The organism is Ancylobacter amanitiformis (assembly GCF_030814815.1).
Lineage (GTDB): Bacteria > Pseudomonadota > Alphaproteobacteria > Rhizobiales > Xanthobacteraceae > Ancylobacter > Ancylobacter amanitiformis.
The window spans coordinates 1-16,534 of the sequence record NZ_JAUSVR010000024.1 but is presented as its reverse complement, the minus strand read 5'-3'; the positions used below and the strand labels follow the sequence as shown (position 1 = coordinate 16,534).

Sequence of the window (16,534 nt, the reverse complement as noted above, 5' to 3'; positions counted from 1 at the left end):
AGAGCTTTTCCGGTGAATTCCGGTTCACCGGAAAAGCTCTAGGTTATTGTTCTGACGTATTTTCTTCACGCGAACCGGAATCCACTTCGCTCGAAAATGCCCTAGGGTACGCCGAGGGGCGGCGGGCTTCGCCAGACCAGGAGCGGCGGGCGCTCAGAGAAGAGACTTGCGCAGCATCATGTGCACGCCCTTATTGCCGTCCACCATCTGCGTCACGCGCAGGTTGCCCGCCAGCGAGCACAGCATATAGGCTTGGTTCCGCGAGAGGTTGGTGCGCTCGCATACGTGCTTCACCATTTCGCGCGTCGCCTGCTTGGCGGCATCGTCGAGATCCTCGTCGAGGCCGATGGAAATCAGGTGCGTCGCGCTCTCGGCGAACGGCCAGCTCAGTTCCATGTCCTTGCGGACGGTCAGCCGGAAGGTGCCGGTGACGCCGGTTTCCAGCGCGGTGATGCAGACCTCGCCGTCGCCCTGCACGCCGTGGCCATCGCCGGCGAAGAACAGCGCGCCCTCGTTGAACACCGGCAGGTACAGCGTGGTGCCCGCGCGCAGCTCCTTGTTGTCCATGTTGCCGCCGAAAGCGCGCGGCACCGGCGAGCCGCAGCGGCCCCAGGCCGGCGGCGGGGCGGTGGCGATGATGCCGAAGAACGGGTCCAGCGGAATTTCCGTGCCCCACGGCATGACGCAGACATTCTTCGCGTGATCGACCACGGGGTGGATGGTCTCGTAATCGGTGAACTCGTCGGGCAGCGTGCCGAGCAGCGGCAGGATGGAGACGAAGCCCCAGTCCTGTCGCACCTTCACGTCGAGAATATCGACCTGCAGCACGTCGCCGGGCCGGGCGCCGGCCACATGGACCGGTCCGGTGATGAAGTGGGGGCCCGCGCCCTGCGGCATGGTGTCGAGCGCCAGCTGGTAGTCCGCAGGTACCGGCAGCGTGTCGGGCAGCGTTTCCTTGCCGCCGGCGGGGAAGGAATGCAGCGTCACCACATCGCCCGAGGCGACTTCGAGGACGGGCGGGGTCGAGCTGTCGAGATAGCCCCAGACCATGTTTTCCGGTGTGGCGGGGATTTCAAAGCGGCGCGACATGCTGAACTCCTGATGCTGGCGCGGATACGAAATCAGACGGCGATGAAACGGGTGAGATGCTCCCGGCTCATCGCTTCGGCGCGGCCGGTCTCGACGATCGAGCCACGCGAGAGAATGACGAAGGCGTCGGCGGTGTCGATGGCGAAATCGAGATACTGTTCCACCAGCAGGATCGACAGCCGGCCCTTGAGCGCGCGCAGCACCTCGCCGATCAGCGCCACGATATTGGGCTGGATGCCCTCGGTCGGCTCGTCGAGGATGAGCAGGCGCGGCTGCGTGACCAGCGCGCGGGCGATGGCGAGCTGCTGCTGCTGGCCGCCGGAGAGTGCTCCGCCCGAGCGTTTCCACATGTCGCGCAGCACGGGAAACAGGCTCACCGTCTCCTCCGTCGCCGCGGTGCCATAGGTGCCGTGGGCGCGCGCGGCGGCCTCGATATTCTCGCCCACCGTCAACTCGGCGAAGATTTCCCGCCCCTGCGGCACATAGGCGAGACCGGCCCGCGAGCGGCGGTTCGGCGACCAGCCGGTGGCGTCGGCCTCATCGAGCAGGATCCGGCCCGCGCTCGGCGCGAGCAGGCCCATGATGCATTTGAGCAGCGTGGACTTGCCGGCGCCGTTGCGGCCGAGCACCGCCAGGCACTCGCCGGGCGCAATCTCGAAGCCGACATGGCGCAGAACCTGCGCCGAACCGTAATGCTGGTCGAGATCCTCGACACGAAACCGCATGATCAGCGCCCCAGATAGACCTCGACGACCGCCTTGTCGGCCCGGACCTTGTCCATGGAGCCTTCGAACAGCGTGCGGCCCTCGTGCAGCACGGTGACGCGGTCGGCGATGCGTTCAACGAAATCCATGTCGTGCTCGACCACGACGATGGCGCGGTCGGGGCGCACCAGCGCGCGCACGAGGCGGGCGGTGCGCTCGGTTTCCTCATCGGTCAGCCCCGCCACCGGCTCGTCCAGCATCAGCACGCGGGGATCGGACGCCAGCACCATGCCGATTTCCAGCCACTGCTTGTGCCCATGGCCGAGTTGCCCGGCCAGCCGCTCGCCCTGCTCGGCGAGGCCCACGGTCTCCAGCACCTCGCCTATGCGGTCTTCCAGCGCGGGCGCGTCGAGCCTGGAGCGGAAGCCGACATCGGCGCCGATGGCGATGTGCTGGCGCACGGTGAGACCCTCGAACACGCTCGGCTTCTGGAACTTGCGGCGCAGCCCGGCGCGGGCGATGGCGGATTCGCTCCAGCGGGTGATGTCGTGGGCGCCGTCGAACAGCACGCGCCCCTGCTTCGGCCGTGTAATGCCGGAAATCACGTCGAGCAGCGTGGTTTTGCCGGCCCCGTTCGGGCCGATCACCGCGCGCACCTCGCCGTAATCGATGGCGAGCGACAGGTCGTCGATGGCGCGGAAACTGCCGAAACGGACGGTGAGCCCATCGACCAGCAGGGCGGTGAGGCTCATGGCCGGGCCTCCCCGATCCCGCGCGCCATGCGGTTGGGCTCCATGCGGTTGGGCTCCATGCGGTTGGGCTCCATGCGCTTGGGCCCCATCGGGCGGGTCAGCCGGAACTTCGCGAGGTCCATCAGCCCGTTGGGGAACACCAGCACGACGAGGACGATGAGGCCGGAGAGGATGAAGGGCCACACGTCCGGCGCGGCGGAGGAGAGCCAGAACTTGAGGGCGTTCACCAGCAGCGCGCCGATGACCGCGCCGACCAGATGGCCGCGCCCGCCAATGGCGACCCATACCGCGATTTCCAGCGACAGTTCGGGCGAGAGCACGCGCGGGTTGATGATGCCGACCTGCGGCACGTAGAGCATGCCGGCCAGCATGGCGAGGAGCGCGGAGAGGCACCACACGATGAGCTTCAGCCGCAGCGTCTCGTAGCCGAGCGTGCGCAGGCGGGTCTCGTCGTCGCGCGTCGCCAGCATCAGCGCGCCGAAGCGGCTGCCGACCAGCCAGCGGCACCCCACCAGCACCAGCGCGAGCGTCACCAGCGAGGCGACCGCCAGCGCGGTGATCATGCCGCTCGTTCCCATCGGCTGGCCGAGGATGACGGAAAACCCGGTCATGCCGTTATTGCCGCCGAAGCCGGTGTCGTTGCGGAACATCAGCAGCATGGCGACATAGACCAGCGCCTGCGTGATGATGGCGAAATACACGCCGCCCACCCGCGAGCGGAACGAGACATAGCCGAAGATGCCGGAGACCAGCAGCGTGACCGCCACCGCGACGCCCAGCGCATAGGGAAAGAACTCGAACCCCGCCCAGTAGAACGGGAATTCCTTCCAGCCCATGAACTGCAGGAAATCCGGCACCGTGCCCGTGACCACGAAGGAGTGCTTGAGCAGGTACATGGCGACGACATAGCCGCCAATGGCGAAGAACAGCCCGTGGCCGAGCGAGAGAATGCCGAGATAGCCCCAGATCAGATCGAGTGCGAGGGCGAGCACGGCGAAGGCGGCCAGCTGGCCGATGGCGTTGGTGAGGTAGCGCGACGGCGCCAGCCCCGTGCCGGTCAGCAGCGGCATGGCCACCGACAGGATCACGAGCAGCGCGACGAGAAGGAGGAAGGGGCGGTCGCGGGTGATGGGCGTCATTTGCGGCGGCCCCTCACGGCGAACAGGCCCTCGGGCCGCCATTGCAGGAAGGCTATGATCATCAGCAGCACGATGACCTTGGCGGCGACGGCACCCCAGAGCGGCTCGATCAGAACGTTGATCTGGCCGATGCCTAAGGCCGCGACCACGGTGCCCGCGATGGTGCCGACACCGCCGAGTACCACCACCATGAAACTGTCGATGATGAAGTTCTGCCCCATTTGCGGGTTCACGCTGTAGATCGGCGAGAGCGCGAGGCCGGCGAGGCCGGCAAGGCCTGAGCCGAGCCCGAAGGTCATCATGTCGACGCGGCGGGTGGGAATGCCGATGCAGGCGGCCATGTCGCGGTTCTGCGTCACGGCGCGGATGTTGAGCCCGAGCGGGGTTCTGCGCACGATCGCCCAGGTCAGCGCCAGCGTGACCACCGCGAAGGCAATCGCGAACATGCGGTTCCAGGTGAAGATGAAGTCGCCGATGACCGGCACGCCGCCGGAAACGTAGAACGGCGTCTCGAACTGCATGTTCTGCGTGCCGAAGACCACCCGCACCAGATTGACCAGGAACAGGCTGACCGCCCAGGTGGCCAGCAGGCTCATCAGCGGGCGCTTGTAGAGATGGCGCAGCAGCAGCGCTTCCAGCGCGATGCCGATCGCCGCCGTCACCACGAAGGCGACGGGGATGGCGAGGATCAGATACCAGTCGAGCAAGGCAGGGGCGACGATGCGCAGGCCCTGCTGCACCATCCAGGTGACATAGGCGCCGATCATGATCAGCTCGCCCTGCGCCAGATTGATCACCCCCATCAGCCCGAAGATGATGGCGAGGCCGATCGCCGCCATGAACAGGATGGAGGCAAAGCTCAGTCCATTATAAAGCGCGGCCAGCACGTCGCCCATGGCGATGCCGCGCTCGATGCGTCGCGTGGCGGCATCAATGGCGGCGCGGAACTCGGCATTCGCGGCATAGGCGGGGTCGTGGGTCAGTTCGGTCATCTGCGCCAGCGCCCGGCGGCTGGGATTGTCGGCGATGCGGCCGATGGCGCGCAGGCGGGCCGCCGGATCGGAGGCGTTGAGCGCGGCCGTCTGCGCCAGCCCCACGATCTGCGCCTTGAGGGCGGGGTCGCTCTCGGCGGCGGCCGCGGCGTCCAGCAGTCCTTCGGGAAGGACGGCAGGGCGGCGCTCCAGCATCCTGAGCGCGGCCGCGCGTGCGCCGGCACCGGGCGCGCTGCGTAGGGCGAGTGCGGCGTCGGCCTGCTCGAACACGGCGCGGTTCTTCAGGCTCAGCACCGGCGCGCGGGCGTCGGGGGCGGGCTCGCGCACCGCGCGGGAGACGGCATCGAGGCTGCCATTGCCCAACACGGCGCCCGCGGCGTCGCAGGCGAGCGTCTTCTCGATCAGCGCACGCGGCAGCGCCAAAGCCCAGGCGCGGTCCTCGTCGCTGCCGGTGGCGGCGGTGGCGGTGAGCGCGGCGGCGGCCTCGAACATTTGCCCGGCATTGCCGCACAGGCCGGCGACGAGGGCCGCGCGGTCGAGCGCCGCCGCCGCCGCGCCGGGTGTGGCCAGCACGGCGGAAACGAGAAGCCCGGCGAGAAAGGTCGGCAGATGCCTGGATGTCATCAGCGGGATCACGACGGCCGCCCGGTGGGACAGCCGTCACTCATGCGAGAACGCGGGTGGAGCGGGGACGGCGCGGGCGATCAGCCATAGGGGCTGAACGGCACCGGCTTGGGCGTGTCCTTGGACTGCCACAGGATGTCGAAGCCCTGCTTGTCGTTGACCGAGCCGATGAACACGCCGCGCGACACGTAATTATTCTCGCCGGTCATGGCGATCTTGTAGCCCGACGGGCAATCGAAGGAGAGGCCGGCAAAGGCCTTGGAGACTTCCGGCACCTCGAACGAGCCCGCCTTCTGCGCCGCCATCGCCCAGAGGTGCACGGAATCATAGGCCGACACCATCGGGTCGATCGAGACGTCACCCTTGAAGGGCACGTTCTTCGCGGTCACGTAGCCGGCCCAGTTCTTCAGGAAGGCCTCGTTCGCCGGCCCCTTGGCGTTCTGCAGATAGGCCCAGCAATTGAGGTGGCCGACCAGCTTGGAGGTGTCGAGGCCTTCGAGATCGGCCTCCACCATGTCGAGGCCGAGCACCGGGATATCGGTGGCGAGAATGCCCTGGTTGGCGAATTCGCGCATGAAGTCCGGAATCGAGTTGCCCACCACGGTGAGCACCACCACCGGCTGCCCGCCGCCCTGGTCGGCGAAGGCGCGGATCTGGTTCACCAGCGTCTGGAAGTTGGAGAAGCCGAAGGGGACATATTCCTCCTTCCACGCGCTCTCGGGGATGCCCTTGGACTTCCAGTAGCCCTTGAGCTGCTTGTTGATGGTGCGCGGCCACACATAATCCGAGCCGAGCATGAAGAAGCGCTTGGCCGAGACGCCTTCCTCGCTCATGAGGTAGTCGACGGCGGGCAGCACGGAGCTGGCCGGCGGCGAGTTCACGTAGACGACGTTCTTGGAGTTCTCGTCACCCTCGAAATGCAGGGGGTAATAGAGCAGGCCCTTCTCCTGCTCGACCACCGGCAGCACGGTCTTGCGCGAGACCGAGGTCCAGCAGCCGAACAGCGCCGACACCTTCTCCTGCTGCAGCATCTGCTTCGCGGTCTGGGCGTAGAGCGGCCAGTCGGAGGCGGGGTCGGAGACCAGCACGTCGAGGGTGCGCCCATTGACGCCGCCCTTCGCGTTGATCTCGTCGGCGGCCATCTTCACCACATAGTTCAGCCGGCCCTCGAGATTGGCCATGGTGCCGGAGGACGAGAACAGGCAGCCGAGCTTCACCGGGCCGGACTGTGCCTGCGCGCTGCGCAGCAGGGCGGGCATGCCGACGGGGGAGGCCAGACCGGCGGCGGCAACACCGCTCGCCTGCAGGAAGGAACGCCGCGTGAACTTGACCATGGCCGACACCTCAAGGTTCCAGGATGTCGCGAATTCTGTTGAGCGCCGGCCCGCGCGCAACTTCATATAATGCACAGCGCTGCCCAAACCCGCGCCAACCCGCCGGCCGGTCCGCGCTTTCTGGCACTATTGTCACATGCGCCGGCCAGCCCGGTTTCGCCATGCCGCTCGCCGGCGCGCCGGGGCCGGGCGGCAAGAATCGGCATTCACGCGCGGGCCCGATGGGCTATAGTGCTGCCCACAATAAGCGCATGCCTAGACGATGTGCGGCTGGCGGCCGCCGCGCGTTCCGGGTCCGTGAGACAAGCCTAGGGGGAATGGCTCCCGCCCCATGGGGATGGACCGTCATCCGATCCGTCAACACATGCTGAGGACGATCCGATGCGACGTTCGCAATTCACCGACAACGAGATCATCCAGCTCATCCGTGAAGCCGATTCCGGCGTTCCGGTCGACGAGATCTGCCGCACCGCGCGGGTGTCGCTGCGCACCTTCTATCGCTGGCGCCGGCGCTTCGGCAGCCTGAGCGAGCCCGCCGTGCTGCAGATGAAGGAACTGGAGGCCGAGAACCGCCGTCTCCGCTCGCTGGTCAGCAATCTCTCCGAGCGCCTGCACGCGCCCGCCGGCGAAGCGCCGCGTCGGCCGGAGCATCCCACGGCTGGAGCGGCTGCCGGCCTTGCGCCCGGCCGGGCTTCCCTCCTGGCGGCGGAACGCTGCGGCGGCGCGGTGGTCGGGCGGTTCGCCTCGGTCCGCATCACGCGCTGAACGGCCGTGCGCGGGCGCCCGGCTGGCCCGCGACGCGGCCCTGGTCGAAAAAAGACCTCTGGCGGCCATCGGGGAGGCGGTCCAGAAAGGGGGCGCCGGCACGCCTCGCGCCGGCGCGTTTTGGCGGTCAGTGGCGGACGTCCATGGATATCAGTGATCTCTACGAATCGAGCGACGCCGTCGCTCTGGCCGAGCATGTGCACAAGGGCGATGTCCGTCCGGGCGAATTGCTGGACGAAGCGCTGCGGCGCGTCGAGGTGCTCAATCCGCGCCTCAACGCCGTGACCCTGCTGCGCGAGGGCGTGGCGCGCCGGCTGATCGAGGAGGGGCTCCCGGAAGGGCCGCTGAAGGGCGTGCCGTTCCTGCTCAAGGATCTCGGTGCCGAGGCCATCGACTTCCCGTCCAATAACGGCTCGAAACTGTTCGCCGGCACGCATTACGGGCAGGATTCCGCGATCTATGCCCGGCTCCGGTCCGCCGGCCTCGTCACCTTCGGCCGCACCACCTCGCCCGAAGGCGGCGTCGGCCCCACCACCGAGTCGGCGGTCTATGGCGGGCCGACCCGCAATCCGTGGAATCTCGACCACACGCCGGGTGGCTCGTCCGGCGGCGCCGCGGCGGCGGTGGCCGCGGGCATCCTGCCCGCCGCGCATGGCTCGGATGGCGGCGGCTCGGTGCGCATCCCCGCGTCCAGCTGCGGGCTGTTCGGCTTCAAGGCGACCCGCGCACGCACGCCCGATGGGCCCTATGTCGGCGAGGGCTGGGCGGGCATGGCGATTGACGGCTTCCTCACGCGCTCGGTGCGCGACACCGCCGTGCTGCTCGACATCACCCAGGGCCCCGATCTCGGCGCGCCCTATGTCGCCCCGCCGCTGGAAGACTCCTACCGGGCGGCGCTGGAGCGGCGCGACAGCCCGCTGCACATCGCCTTCACCACCACCACGCTGACCGGTGAGCCGATCGCCCCCGAATGCCGCGTCGCGGTGGAAGAGGCCGCGCGGCTGCTGGAGAGCCTCGGCCATCGGCTGGAGGAGAAGCGCCCCACCGCCGACACGTCGGGCATGATGGCGGCATGGACCAAGATCGTCGGCTGCGGCACCGCGCTGTCGGTCGAGAGCGCGGTGCGCCGGCGTGGCCGGCCGCTGGGCGACGACGAGATCGAGAGCGTGGCGCGCACCGCCATCGACTATGCCCGCACGGTGAGCGGCGCCGATTACCTCGAAGCCATCAACAAGGTACACGCCTATGGGCGGGAAATGGCGGCGTTCTTCCAGCCCTACGACATCCTGCTGACGGCGACGCTGGCCGAGCCGCCGGCGAAACTGGGGCGGTTCGATCATGTCGGCAAGGATTATGTCGACTATCGGATGGGGCGCGATGGCGTGTTCGCCTATTCGCCCTTCACCGCCGCCTTCAACGCTTCCGGCCAGCCGGCGGCCTCGCTGCCGCTGCATTGGACGGAGGCCGGCCTGCCGGTCGGCGTGCACCTTGCCGCCGCGTTCGGGCGCGACGAGTTGCTCATCGGGCTGTGCGCGCGCATCGAGGAGGCGGCGCCGTGGGCCGGCCGCCGCCCGCCGGTGAGCCTGTTCCGCAAAAGTTGAAGACTTTTGCGACACGAACAGGCTCCGCCAGAAGGGCACTTTCGCGTCGATCCGGCGCATCGCCGGATCGGAAAGGGCCCTACGCGGCGCTGCGCTCATAGGTGATCTGGCCGCCGCAGATCGTGGCGGCCACTTTCAGCGTGTCGATATCCTGCGGCGCCGTTGCCTCGATGTCGCCGGAGAGGATGACGACATCGGCGGCAAGGCCGGGCACCAGCCGGCCCTTGCTGGCCTCCGCGAACTCGGTGAACGCCCCGTCGAGCGTGAAGCCGGCGATCGAATCGGCGAGGCTCTGGCGCTCGTCCGGGGCGCCGTCGAAAACCGGGCCGCGCGTCATCGCCGTCTTGATGCCGAGCAGCGGGTCCAGCGGGGCGACCGGCCAGTCGCTGGCGAACACGATGCGGGCGCCGGTATCGCGCAATGTCTGCCAGGGGTAGGCAAGCCGCATCCGCTCGCGGCCGACCATGGAGAGGATCGGCTCGGGGGGATAATAGCCGCCCGGCGCATGGGTCGGCTGCATGGAGGCGATGACGCCGAGTCCCGCGAAGCGCGGCAGGTCGGCCGGCGCCAGAATCTCGATATGCTCGATGCGGTGCCGGCTGTCGCGCACGCCATTGGCGCGCTGCGCCGCTTCATAGCCATTGAGCGTGCGGTTGACGGCGGCGTCGCCAATGGCATGGACGGTGATCTGGAAGCCGAGCCGGTCGATTTCCGTGGCGATGGCGTCGAATTCCTCCGCCTCGAAATAGGAGGAGCCGCGCACGCCCGGCGCGGTGTCGTAATCGGCGAGCATGTGGGCGGTGGTGGATTCGACCACGCCATCCATGAAGATCTTCACGAAATCCGCCTTCAGCCGGTCGGAGTGCCAGCGCCGGCGCATCTCCACCGCTTTCTCCAGCTCGGAAAGCGCCATGCCCGGCAGGAAGCGGAAGGGCACCCGCCCGCGCACGATGAGTTCGCCCGCCGCCTCGATTTCACCCAGCAGCTCCAGCTGGTAGAAATTGCCGTCCATGTTGTGGAAGCTGGTAATGCCGAGCGAGGCGCAATAGGCGAGGGCCTGCTTGATGATGTCCTTGTCGATCGCGCGCTGGGCGGGCGTCGGCGGGGCCGGGGGCTCGACGCCCTGCAGGCCGAGCATCTCGCGCCCGCCGGCCGGCGTGAGGCGGGCCACCGGCGCGAAGCCCTCGAATTCGCGCAGTTCGCCGGTGGCGAGCCCATCCGCGCCCATGACGATCTCGTTGCCGGGCGGCACCGGCCTGCCATGCAGGATGCCGGCAAGGGTCAAGGCTGCCGTATTGGCCCACATCGTGTGGTGGTCGCTGGCGAAGAAGGCGAGCGGCCGGTCGGGCAGGACGCGGTCCAGTACATGGCGGGTGATCGGCTCCTGCTCGCCGAACATGAAATAGGCGGCCTGCTCGACCACCAGAAGGTCCCCCGAGGGCTCCGCCGCCGCCCGCTCGCGCACCGCTTGGGCGATGGAATCGAAGCCGGTGATGCCGGCCAGCGAGAGGCTGTTGAGCTGTGCGCCGCCGGTGAACAGATGGATATGGCTGTCGATGAAGCCGGGCAGCACGGAGGCGCCGCCGGCATCGATGCGCCGGCGCGCCGTGGGCGCGGCTGCGGCGATGTCGGCACGGGAGCCGACCGCGAGGATGGCCCCGTCCTTCAGCGCGATCGCCTCGGCGAAGGGCTGCGCGGGGTTCATCGTGACGATGCGGGCGTTCTCGATGATGAGGTCGGCGGTCGACACGGATTGCTCCCAAATGTGGCGGGCCAAAAATATGATCACATTCTTAGCCTCCCGCCTTGCCGGAAGCCAACCCGTCACATACGCTCCCATCAAAATCAGAAATCGGATGCGTGGGTTCCCGCGTGTCTTCCAGAGAACGGTACGACAGCAACGGGTGAATGATGCTGGAGCCTGCCGCGGCACAGGATAAGCGCATCGCCATTGAAGCCAGGGGTATCGTCAAGCAATTCGGTGAAGGGCCGAGCGCGCTTCGCGCCCTCGACAATGTCTCGGTCGCCATTCGCGAGAACGAATTCTTTACGTTGCTTGGCCCCTCGGGTTGCGGCAAGACGACGCTTCTAAGAATGATCGCGGGGTTCGAATACCCCACGGAAGGCGCGATCCTGCTCCATGGCGAGGACATTGCCGGCCTGCCGCCCTTCAAGCGGCCGATCAACACCGTGTTCCAGAGCTATGCGCTGTTTCCCCATCTGAGCGTCTGGGAGAATGTCGCCTTCGGCCTGCAGATGCTGGGGCGGCCCTCGGCGCAGATCGGCCCGCGCGTGGCCGAGATGCTCAGGCTGGTCCACATGGAGGACCTGGCGCAGCGCCGCACCGACCAGATTTCCGGCGGGCAGGCCCAGCGCGTGGCGCTGGCCCGGGCATTGGCCCCCGCGCCAAAGGTGCTGCTGCTCGACGAGCCGCTCTCGGCGCTGGACTACAAGCTGCGCAAGGAAATGCAGATCGAGCTCAAGCGCATGCAGAGCGAGACCGGCATCACCTTCGTGTTCGTCACCCACGACCAGGAGGAGGCGCTGACCATGTCCGACCGCATCGCCGTGATGTCGAAGGGCAAGGTTCTGCAGATCGGTTCGCCCTGGGACATCTACGACAAGCCGGCCGAGCGCTTCGTCGCCGACTTCATCGGCGAGACCAATTTCCTCACCGCGGCCATGGTCGGCATCGAGGGCGGCATGGCCCGGGTGCGACTGCGCTCGGGCATCGAAATCCCCGCCACCATCGCGGAGGGCTACACGCCCGGCGCGCAGGCCACCATCGTGGTGCGGCCCGAACACGCGCGGGCGGTCAAGACCGGCGGCCAACTGGCCGGCAAGGTCGAGAACGTCGTCTATTTCGGCACCGACACCCACATCTACATCGTGCTCGACGAGGGCGGCCCCTTCATGGTGCGCCAGCAGAACTCGCGCAGCCAGTCCTGCGGCTTCGAGGTCGGCGATCGCGTGGGCATCGACATCGCGGCGGATGCCGCGCAAGTGTTGCGGGACTGATCATGGCGAGCGCAGCAGACGTCGCGCGTCAGGAGGAGGGGCGGAAGATCCGGTCGCGCTGGCTGCTCTCGGCGCCGGCGCTGGTCATCGTCTTCATCGCCGCCATAGGCCCGCTTCTGGTGATGCTGGCCTATTCCTTCATGGCCAAGGCCGATTATGGCGACGTGAAATTCGGCCAGTTCTCGCTGGATGGCTGGTTCTCGGTCATCCTCCAGCGCGACATTTTCGACGACACCCTCACGCTGGCCGATGCCCACCTGTCGATCGTCTGGCGGTCGATCCGGCTGTCGGTCATCACCACCTTCGCGACGCTGGCGCTGGGTTTTCCGACCGCGTATTTCATTGCCACAAGGCCGCGCCACACCCGCGAGGTGTGGGTGTTCCTGGTGACGATCCCGTTCTGGACCAACCTGCTGATCCGCACCTTCGCGATGCAGCAGGTCATCCGCAACGAGGGCATCCTCAACTCCCTGCTGATCTGGCTCGGCGTCATCAAGGAGCCGCTGCAGATCATGTATACCGACTGGGCGATCCTGTTCGGCATGGTCTATGTCTATCTGCCGCTCATGGTGCTGCCGCTCTATGCGAGCCTGGAGAAGCTGGATTTCCGGTTGATCGAGGCGGGGTACGATCTCTATGCTGGCCGGCTCGCCGTGCTGCGCCGCATCATCCTGCCGCTGGTCAAGCCGGGCATCGTCGCCGGTTCGATCCTCGTGTTCATCCCCTCGCTCGGCGCCTATGTCATTCCGCGCGTGCTGGGCGGGGGCAAGAACCTGATGCTGGGCAATCTCATCGAGCTGCAATTCGGCGCCGGCCGCAACTGGCCGCTGGGCGCGGCGCTGTCGATCACGCTGATGGCGCTGGTGATGGTGGCGATGCTGTTCTATGTGCGCAACGCGGCGCGTTCGGGAGGCGGGCATGGCTAGGGCACGCTTCGACGTCCGCTCGCAGCCGGGTTTCGGCACCATCGCGCTGTTCACCTTCGTGGTGCTCTACCTGCCGATCATCACGCTGGTGGCCTACGCGTTCAACGCCAGCGAATCGCTCACCGCGTGGGGCGGCTTCTCGCTGCACTGGTTTGGCGAGGCGGCGCGCAACACAGCCGTGCAGGATGCGGCCTGGCGCTCGCTGGTCATCGCGCTGAGCGCGGCCAGCGTGGCCGCCGTTGCCGCCACCATGGCGGCGATCGCCACCACCCGCACGGCGGCCTATCGCGGCCTCGGCTTCAAATATGCCTTCATCAACCTGCCGCTGATGGTGCCCGAGATCGTCACCGCCGTGGCGCTGCTCATCGTCTTCGCGCGGGTGAAGGTTTGGACCGGCTATTCCGGCCTCGGCTATCTCATCCTCGCGCACACGGCCTTCTGCATCCCCTTCGCCTATCTGCCGATCCGCGCGCGGCTCGAGGGCATGGACGAGGCGCTGGAGCGCGCCGCGGCCGACCTTTACGCCCCGCCATGGCAGGTGTTCCGCCGGGTGACGCTGCCGCTGCTGCGGCCGGGCATCATTGCCGGCTTCATGCTCGCCTTCGTCATCTCGCTCGACGACGTGGTCATTTCCGAGTTCGTGAAGTCGGGCGGGCAGGATACGCTGCCGACCTACATGCTGGGCCAGCTGCGGCGTACGGTGACGCCCGAGGTCAATGCGATCGCGGCGGCCTTCCTGGCGCTGTCCGTGGTGCTCGTCACCATCTTCTTCTTCATCAACCGCAAGAAGACGTAGGCCAGAGCGACGATCAGACATCCAATCGCGAAGATCTCGAACCGAAAACGGACGGAGTGGGAACATGAACTGGAAATTGACGGCAGTCGCCTCGGCGATGGCCATTTTCGGCAGCGTCGGTGGCGCCAGCGCCGCAGGTTCGCTCAATATCTATAACTGGGGCGATTATACCAGCCCCGAGATGATCAAGAAGTTCGAGCAGAAATACGACGTCAAGGTAACGGTCACCGACTACGATTCGAACGATACCGCCCTGGCCAAGGTGCGCGCCGGTGGTCATGGCTTCGACATCGTGGTTCCCTCGGCCAATTACGTGCCGATCTGGGTGAAGGAAGGCCTGCTGCTGGAGGCCCGGCCGGACCAGATGTCCAACTTCAAGAACGTCGACGAGCGCTGGGTCAACGTTCCCTGGGATCCCGGCCGTCACTATTCGGTGCCGTGGCAGTGGGGCCTCACCGGCATCGGCGTGAACAAGAAGGTCTATGGCGGTGACATCAACACCTCCGCCATCTTCCTCGATCCGCCGAAGGAACTGGTCGGCAAGATCAACGTCGCGCCGGAAATGAACGACGTGCTGTTCGCCACCATCAAGTATGTCGGTGGAGACTGGTGCACGGCCGACAAGGAAGTCCTGAAGAAGGTGCGCGACAAGCTGGTCGAGGCCAAGCCGAAATGGCTGGCCATGGACTATAGCGTGACCGAGAAGCTGCCCGCCGGCGACTATGCCGGCGTGTATTACTGGAACGGCGCCATCATGCGCTCGCGCCTGAAGAACCCGGATATCGCCTTCGGCTATCCCAAGGAGGGCTTCCCCTTCTTCATGGACAGCGTCACCATCCTCAAGGATGCCAAGAACGTCGAGAACGCCAAGCTGTTCATGAACTTCATCATGGAGCCCGAGAACGCGGCACTGATCTCGTCCTTCGCGAAATATGCGAACGGCATCAAGGGTTCGGCCGAGTTCCTGCCGCCCGAGATGAAGACCGCCCCCGAGCTGACCGTACCGGCGCAGTTCGAGAAGGCCGGCGAGTTCCTCACCGCCTGCCCTCCGGACGTCGCCCAGCTCTATACCCGCATCTGGACCGACGTGAACAAGTGATGCCGCGCCCCGCCGCGCCGATCGCGCGCGGCGGGACGCTTCCCATGGTCGTTCCCGGCCGGGCGCCGGGGATGACCACGGGGAGAAACCTGTGCACGGGTTGGCCTCTCCTGTCGCCGACCGAGACCGAGGCTTGTCCATGCACCTCATGGATCTGACGGCGACCGAGCTGTCCCGGCTGATCGCCACGCGCGCCATCAGCCCGTCCGAGACCATGGCGGCCTATCTTGCGCGGCTGCCGGCCGTGAATGGCGCCATCAACGCCATCGTCTCCCCATGCGATCCCGATGCGCTGATGGCGCAGGCGCGGGCGATGGATGACGCGCCGCGGCGCGGCTGGCTGCACGGCATGCCCTTCGCGGTGAAGGACCTCGTGGCGGTGCGCGGTGTCCGCACCACCTACGGCTCGCCGCTCCATGCCGACAATGTGCCGGAGCGGGACGACCTGTTGGCCGCGCGGCTGCGCGCGGCGGGGGCGATTTTCACCGGCAAAACGAATACCCCGGAATGGGGCCATGGCAGCCACAGCTTCAACCCCGTGTTCGGCGTGACCCGCAACCCGTATGACACGACGCGCAGCGCCGGCGGTTCGTCGGGCGGCGCGGCGGCCGCGCTGGCCGCCCGGCTGGTGCCGGTGGCCGATGGCTCCGACATGATGGGCAGCCTGCGCAACCCCGCCGCCTTCTGCAATGTCTACGGCTTCCGGCCGAGCTATGGCCGCGTGCCCGGCGATGCGGAGGGCGACACGTTTCTCGCCACGCTGGCGACGGACGGGCCGATGGCGCGCACGGTCGAGGATGTGGCGCGGCTGCTCGACGTGCTGGCGGGTGAGAACCCGGACGTGCCGTTCGGCCGGCCGGCGGGCGATTTCGCCGGGCAGCTGGAGCGCGATGGGCGCCGTGACCTGCGCGGCCTGAGGGTCGGCTGGCTGGGCGACTGGGGCGGCGCCTATGGCTGCGAGCCGGGCATACTCGACCTTTGCGAAGAAGGGCTGGGCGTGCTGGAATCTCTCGGCGCCCGGGTGGAAGTGCTCGCGCCGCCATTTCCGGCGGCAGACCTGTGGACGGCGTGGGTCCACCTGCGCGGCTTCCTCAATGCCGGTGCGAAGGGCGCGCAGGCGGCCGACCCCGCCGTGTTCGCGCAGCTCAAGCCCGAGACGCAGTGGGAAATCCGCGCCGGCCAGGCGGTGACCGCCGCGCAGGTCTATGCGGCGAGCGTCGTGCGCTCGCGCTGGTATGCCGCTGCCGCAAACCTCTTCCGGCGCTTCGACATTCTGGCGATGCCGGCCGCGCAGGTCTGGCCGTTCCCCGCCGATTGGCGCTGGCCGCAGGCCATTAATGGGCGCGCCATGGACACCTATCACCGCTGGATGGAGGTGGTGGTGCCGGTGAGCCTGCTCGGGCTGCCATCGCTGGCGGTGCCCTGCGGCTTCGGCCCGGGTGGCCTGCCCACCGGCATGCAGCTCATCGGGCCGGATGGCGGCGATGAAGCGGTTCTGGCGGTGGGCGAGCACTATCATCGCGCCACCGACTGGCCCGCGCGACGCCCGCCTCCCTAGAGCGTTTCTGCGTTTGATTGAATCGAGGGGATTCCAGTTTTCGGGAAGTTGTGATTCAAGATGCTGGCTGGGCGGAGGCCAGCATCGCATGGTCCGACCTCTATCGACTGACCTGCGGGAGCGGGTTGTTGCAGCGG

14 protein-coding genes are annotated in these 16,534 nt (G+C 67.4%); 7 read left to right on the top strand and 7 right to left on the bottom strand.

The window, feature by feature from the left end; translation table 11 throughout:
* Positions 1 to 153: 153 nt before the first annotated feature.
* The 6 genes from QOZ99_RS20495 to QOZ99_RS20470 all read right to left on the bottom strand — a co-directional run bounded on the left by QOZ99_RS20495 (position 154) and on the right by QOZ99_RS20470 (position 6,634).
* Positions 154 to 1,089 (bottom strand): acetamidase/formamidase family protein, encoded by a 936-nt coding sequence (locus QOZ99_RS20495; protein WP_306891852.1) that lies wholly within the window; start codon positions 1,087 to 1,089, stop codon positions 154 to 156.
* Between the two features lie 32 nt (positions 1,090 to 1,121).
* Positions 1,122 to 1,814, bottom strand: coding sequence for an urea ABC transporter ATP-binding subunit UrtE (urtE, locus tag QOZ99_RS20490; protein ID WP_306891851.1), 693 nt, complete (start codon positions 1,812 to 1,814; stop codon positions 1,122 to 1,124).
* A 2-nt stretch (positions 1,815 to 1,816) separates the two neighbouring features.
* Positions 1,817 to 2,545: an urea ABC transporter ATP-binding protein UrtD gene (gene urtD / locus QOZ99_RS20485; RefSeq protein WP_306891850.1), complete on the bottom strand. Its 729-nt coding sequence runs from the start codon at positions 2,543 to 2,545 to the stop codon at positions 1,817 to 1,819.
* Positions 2,542 to 3,684, bottom strand: coding sequence for an urea ABC transporter permease subunit UrtC (urtC, locus tag QOZ99_RS20480; protein WP_306891849.1), 1,143 nt, complete (start codon positions 3,682 to 3,684; stop codon positions 2,542 to 2,544). The genes urtD and urtC overlap by 4 nt, the downstream gene beginning before the upstream one ends.
* A complete protein-coding gene (urtB, locus tag QOZ99_RS20475; RefSeq protein ID WP_306891848.1) occupies positions 3,681 to 5,300 on the bottom strand; it encodes an urea ABC transporter permease subunit UrtB in 1,620 nt (539 codons plus the stop codon). Before urtB ends, urtC begins: the two co-directional genes overlap by 4 nt.
* 80 nt (positions 5,301 to 5,380) lie before the next feature.
* Positions 5,381 to 6,634: a substrate-binding domain-containing protein gene (locus QOZ99_RS20470; RefSeq protein ID WP_306891847.1), complete on the bottom strand. Its 1,254-nt coding sequence runs from the start codon at positions 6,632 to 6,634 to the stop codon at positions 5,381 to 5,383.
* A gap of 381 nt (positions 6,635 to 7,015) precedes the next feature.
* Between QOZ99_RS20470 and QOZ99_RS20465 the strand changes: the two genes are divergently transcribed.
* Together QOZ99_RS20465 and QOZ99_RS20460 are read left to right on the top strand one after the other, a co-directional pair.
* Entirely contained in the window at positions 7,016 to 7,399 is a 384-nt protein-coding gene (locus tag QOZ99_RS20465; protein WP_306891846.1) for a transposase, read from the top strand.
* Between the two features lie 143 nt (positions 7,400 to 7,542).
* A complete protein-coding gene (locus tag QOZ99_RS20460) occupies positions 7,543 to 9,000 on the top strand; it encodes an amidase (protein WP_306891845.1) in 1,458 nt (485 codons plus the stop codon).
* A gap of 79 nt (positions 9,001 to 9,079) precedes the next feature.
* Here QOZ99_RS20460 and QOZ99_RS20455 read toward each other — a convergent pair whose 3' ends face one another.
* Positions 9,080 to 10,750 (bottom strand): amidohydrolase, encoded by a 1,671-nt coding sequence (locus QOZ99_RS20455; RefSeq protein ID WP_306891844.1) that lies wholly within the window; start codon positions 10,748 to 10,750, stop codon positions 9,080 to 9,082.
* Positions 10,751 to 10,911: 161 nt separating this feature from the next.
* Between QOZ99_RS20455 and QOZ99_RS20450 the strand changes: the two genes are divergently transcribed.
* The 5 genes from QOZ99_RS20450 to QOZ99_RS20430 all read left to right on the top strand — a co-directional run bounded on the left by QOZ99_RS20450 (position 10,912) and on the right by QOZ99_RS20430 (position 16,397).
* A complete protein-coding gene (locus QOZ99_RS20450) occupies positions 10,912 to 12,018 on the top strand; it encodes an ABC transporter ATP-binding protein (RefSeq protein ID WP_306891878.1) in 1,107 nt (368 codons plus the stop codon).
* A gap of 2 nt (positions 12,019 to 12,020) precedes the next feature.
* Positions 12,021 to 12,944: an ABC transporter permease gene (locus tag QOZ99_RS20445; protein WP_306891843.1), complete on the top strand. Its 924-nt coding sequence runs from the start codon at positions 12,021 to 12,023 to the stop codon at positions 12,942 to 12,944.
* The gene (locus QOZ99_RS20440) at positions 12,937 to 13,740 is read left to right on the top strand and encodes an ABC transporter permease (RefSeq protein WP_306891842.1); all 804 of its coding nucleotides are present in this window, start codon (positions 12,937 to 12,939) and stop codon (positions 13,738 to 13,740) included. Before QOZ99_RS20445 ends, QOZ99_RS20440 begins: the two co-directional genes overlap by 8 nt.
* 64 nt (positions 13,741 to 13,804) lie before the next feature.
* Positions 13,805 to 14,839, top strand: a complete 1,035-nt coding sequence (locus tag QOZ99_RS20435; protein WP_306891841.1) for an extracellular solute-binding protein — start codon at positions 13,805 to 13,807, stop codon at positions 14,837 to 14,839.
* A gap of 139 nt (positions 14,840 to 14,978) precedes the next feature.
* Entirely contained in the window at positions 14,979 to 16,397 is a 1,419-nt protein-coding gene (locus QOZ99_RS20430; protein WP_306891840.1) for an amidase, read from the top strand.
* Positions 16,398 to 16,534: the final 137 nt, after the last annotated feature.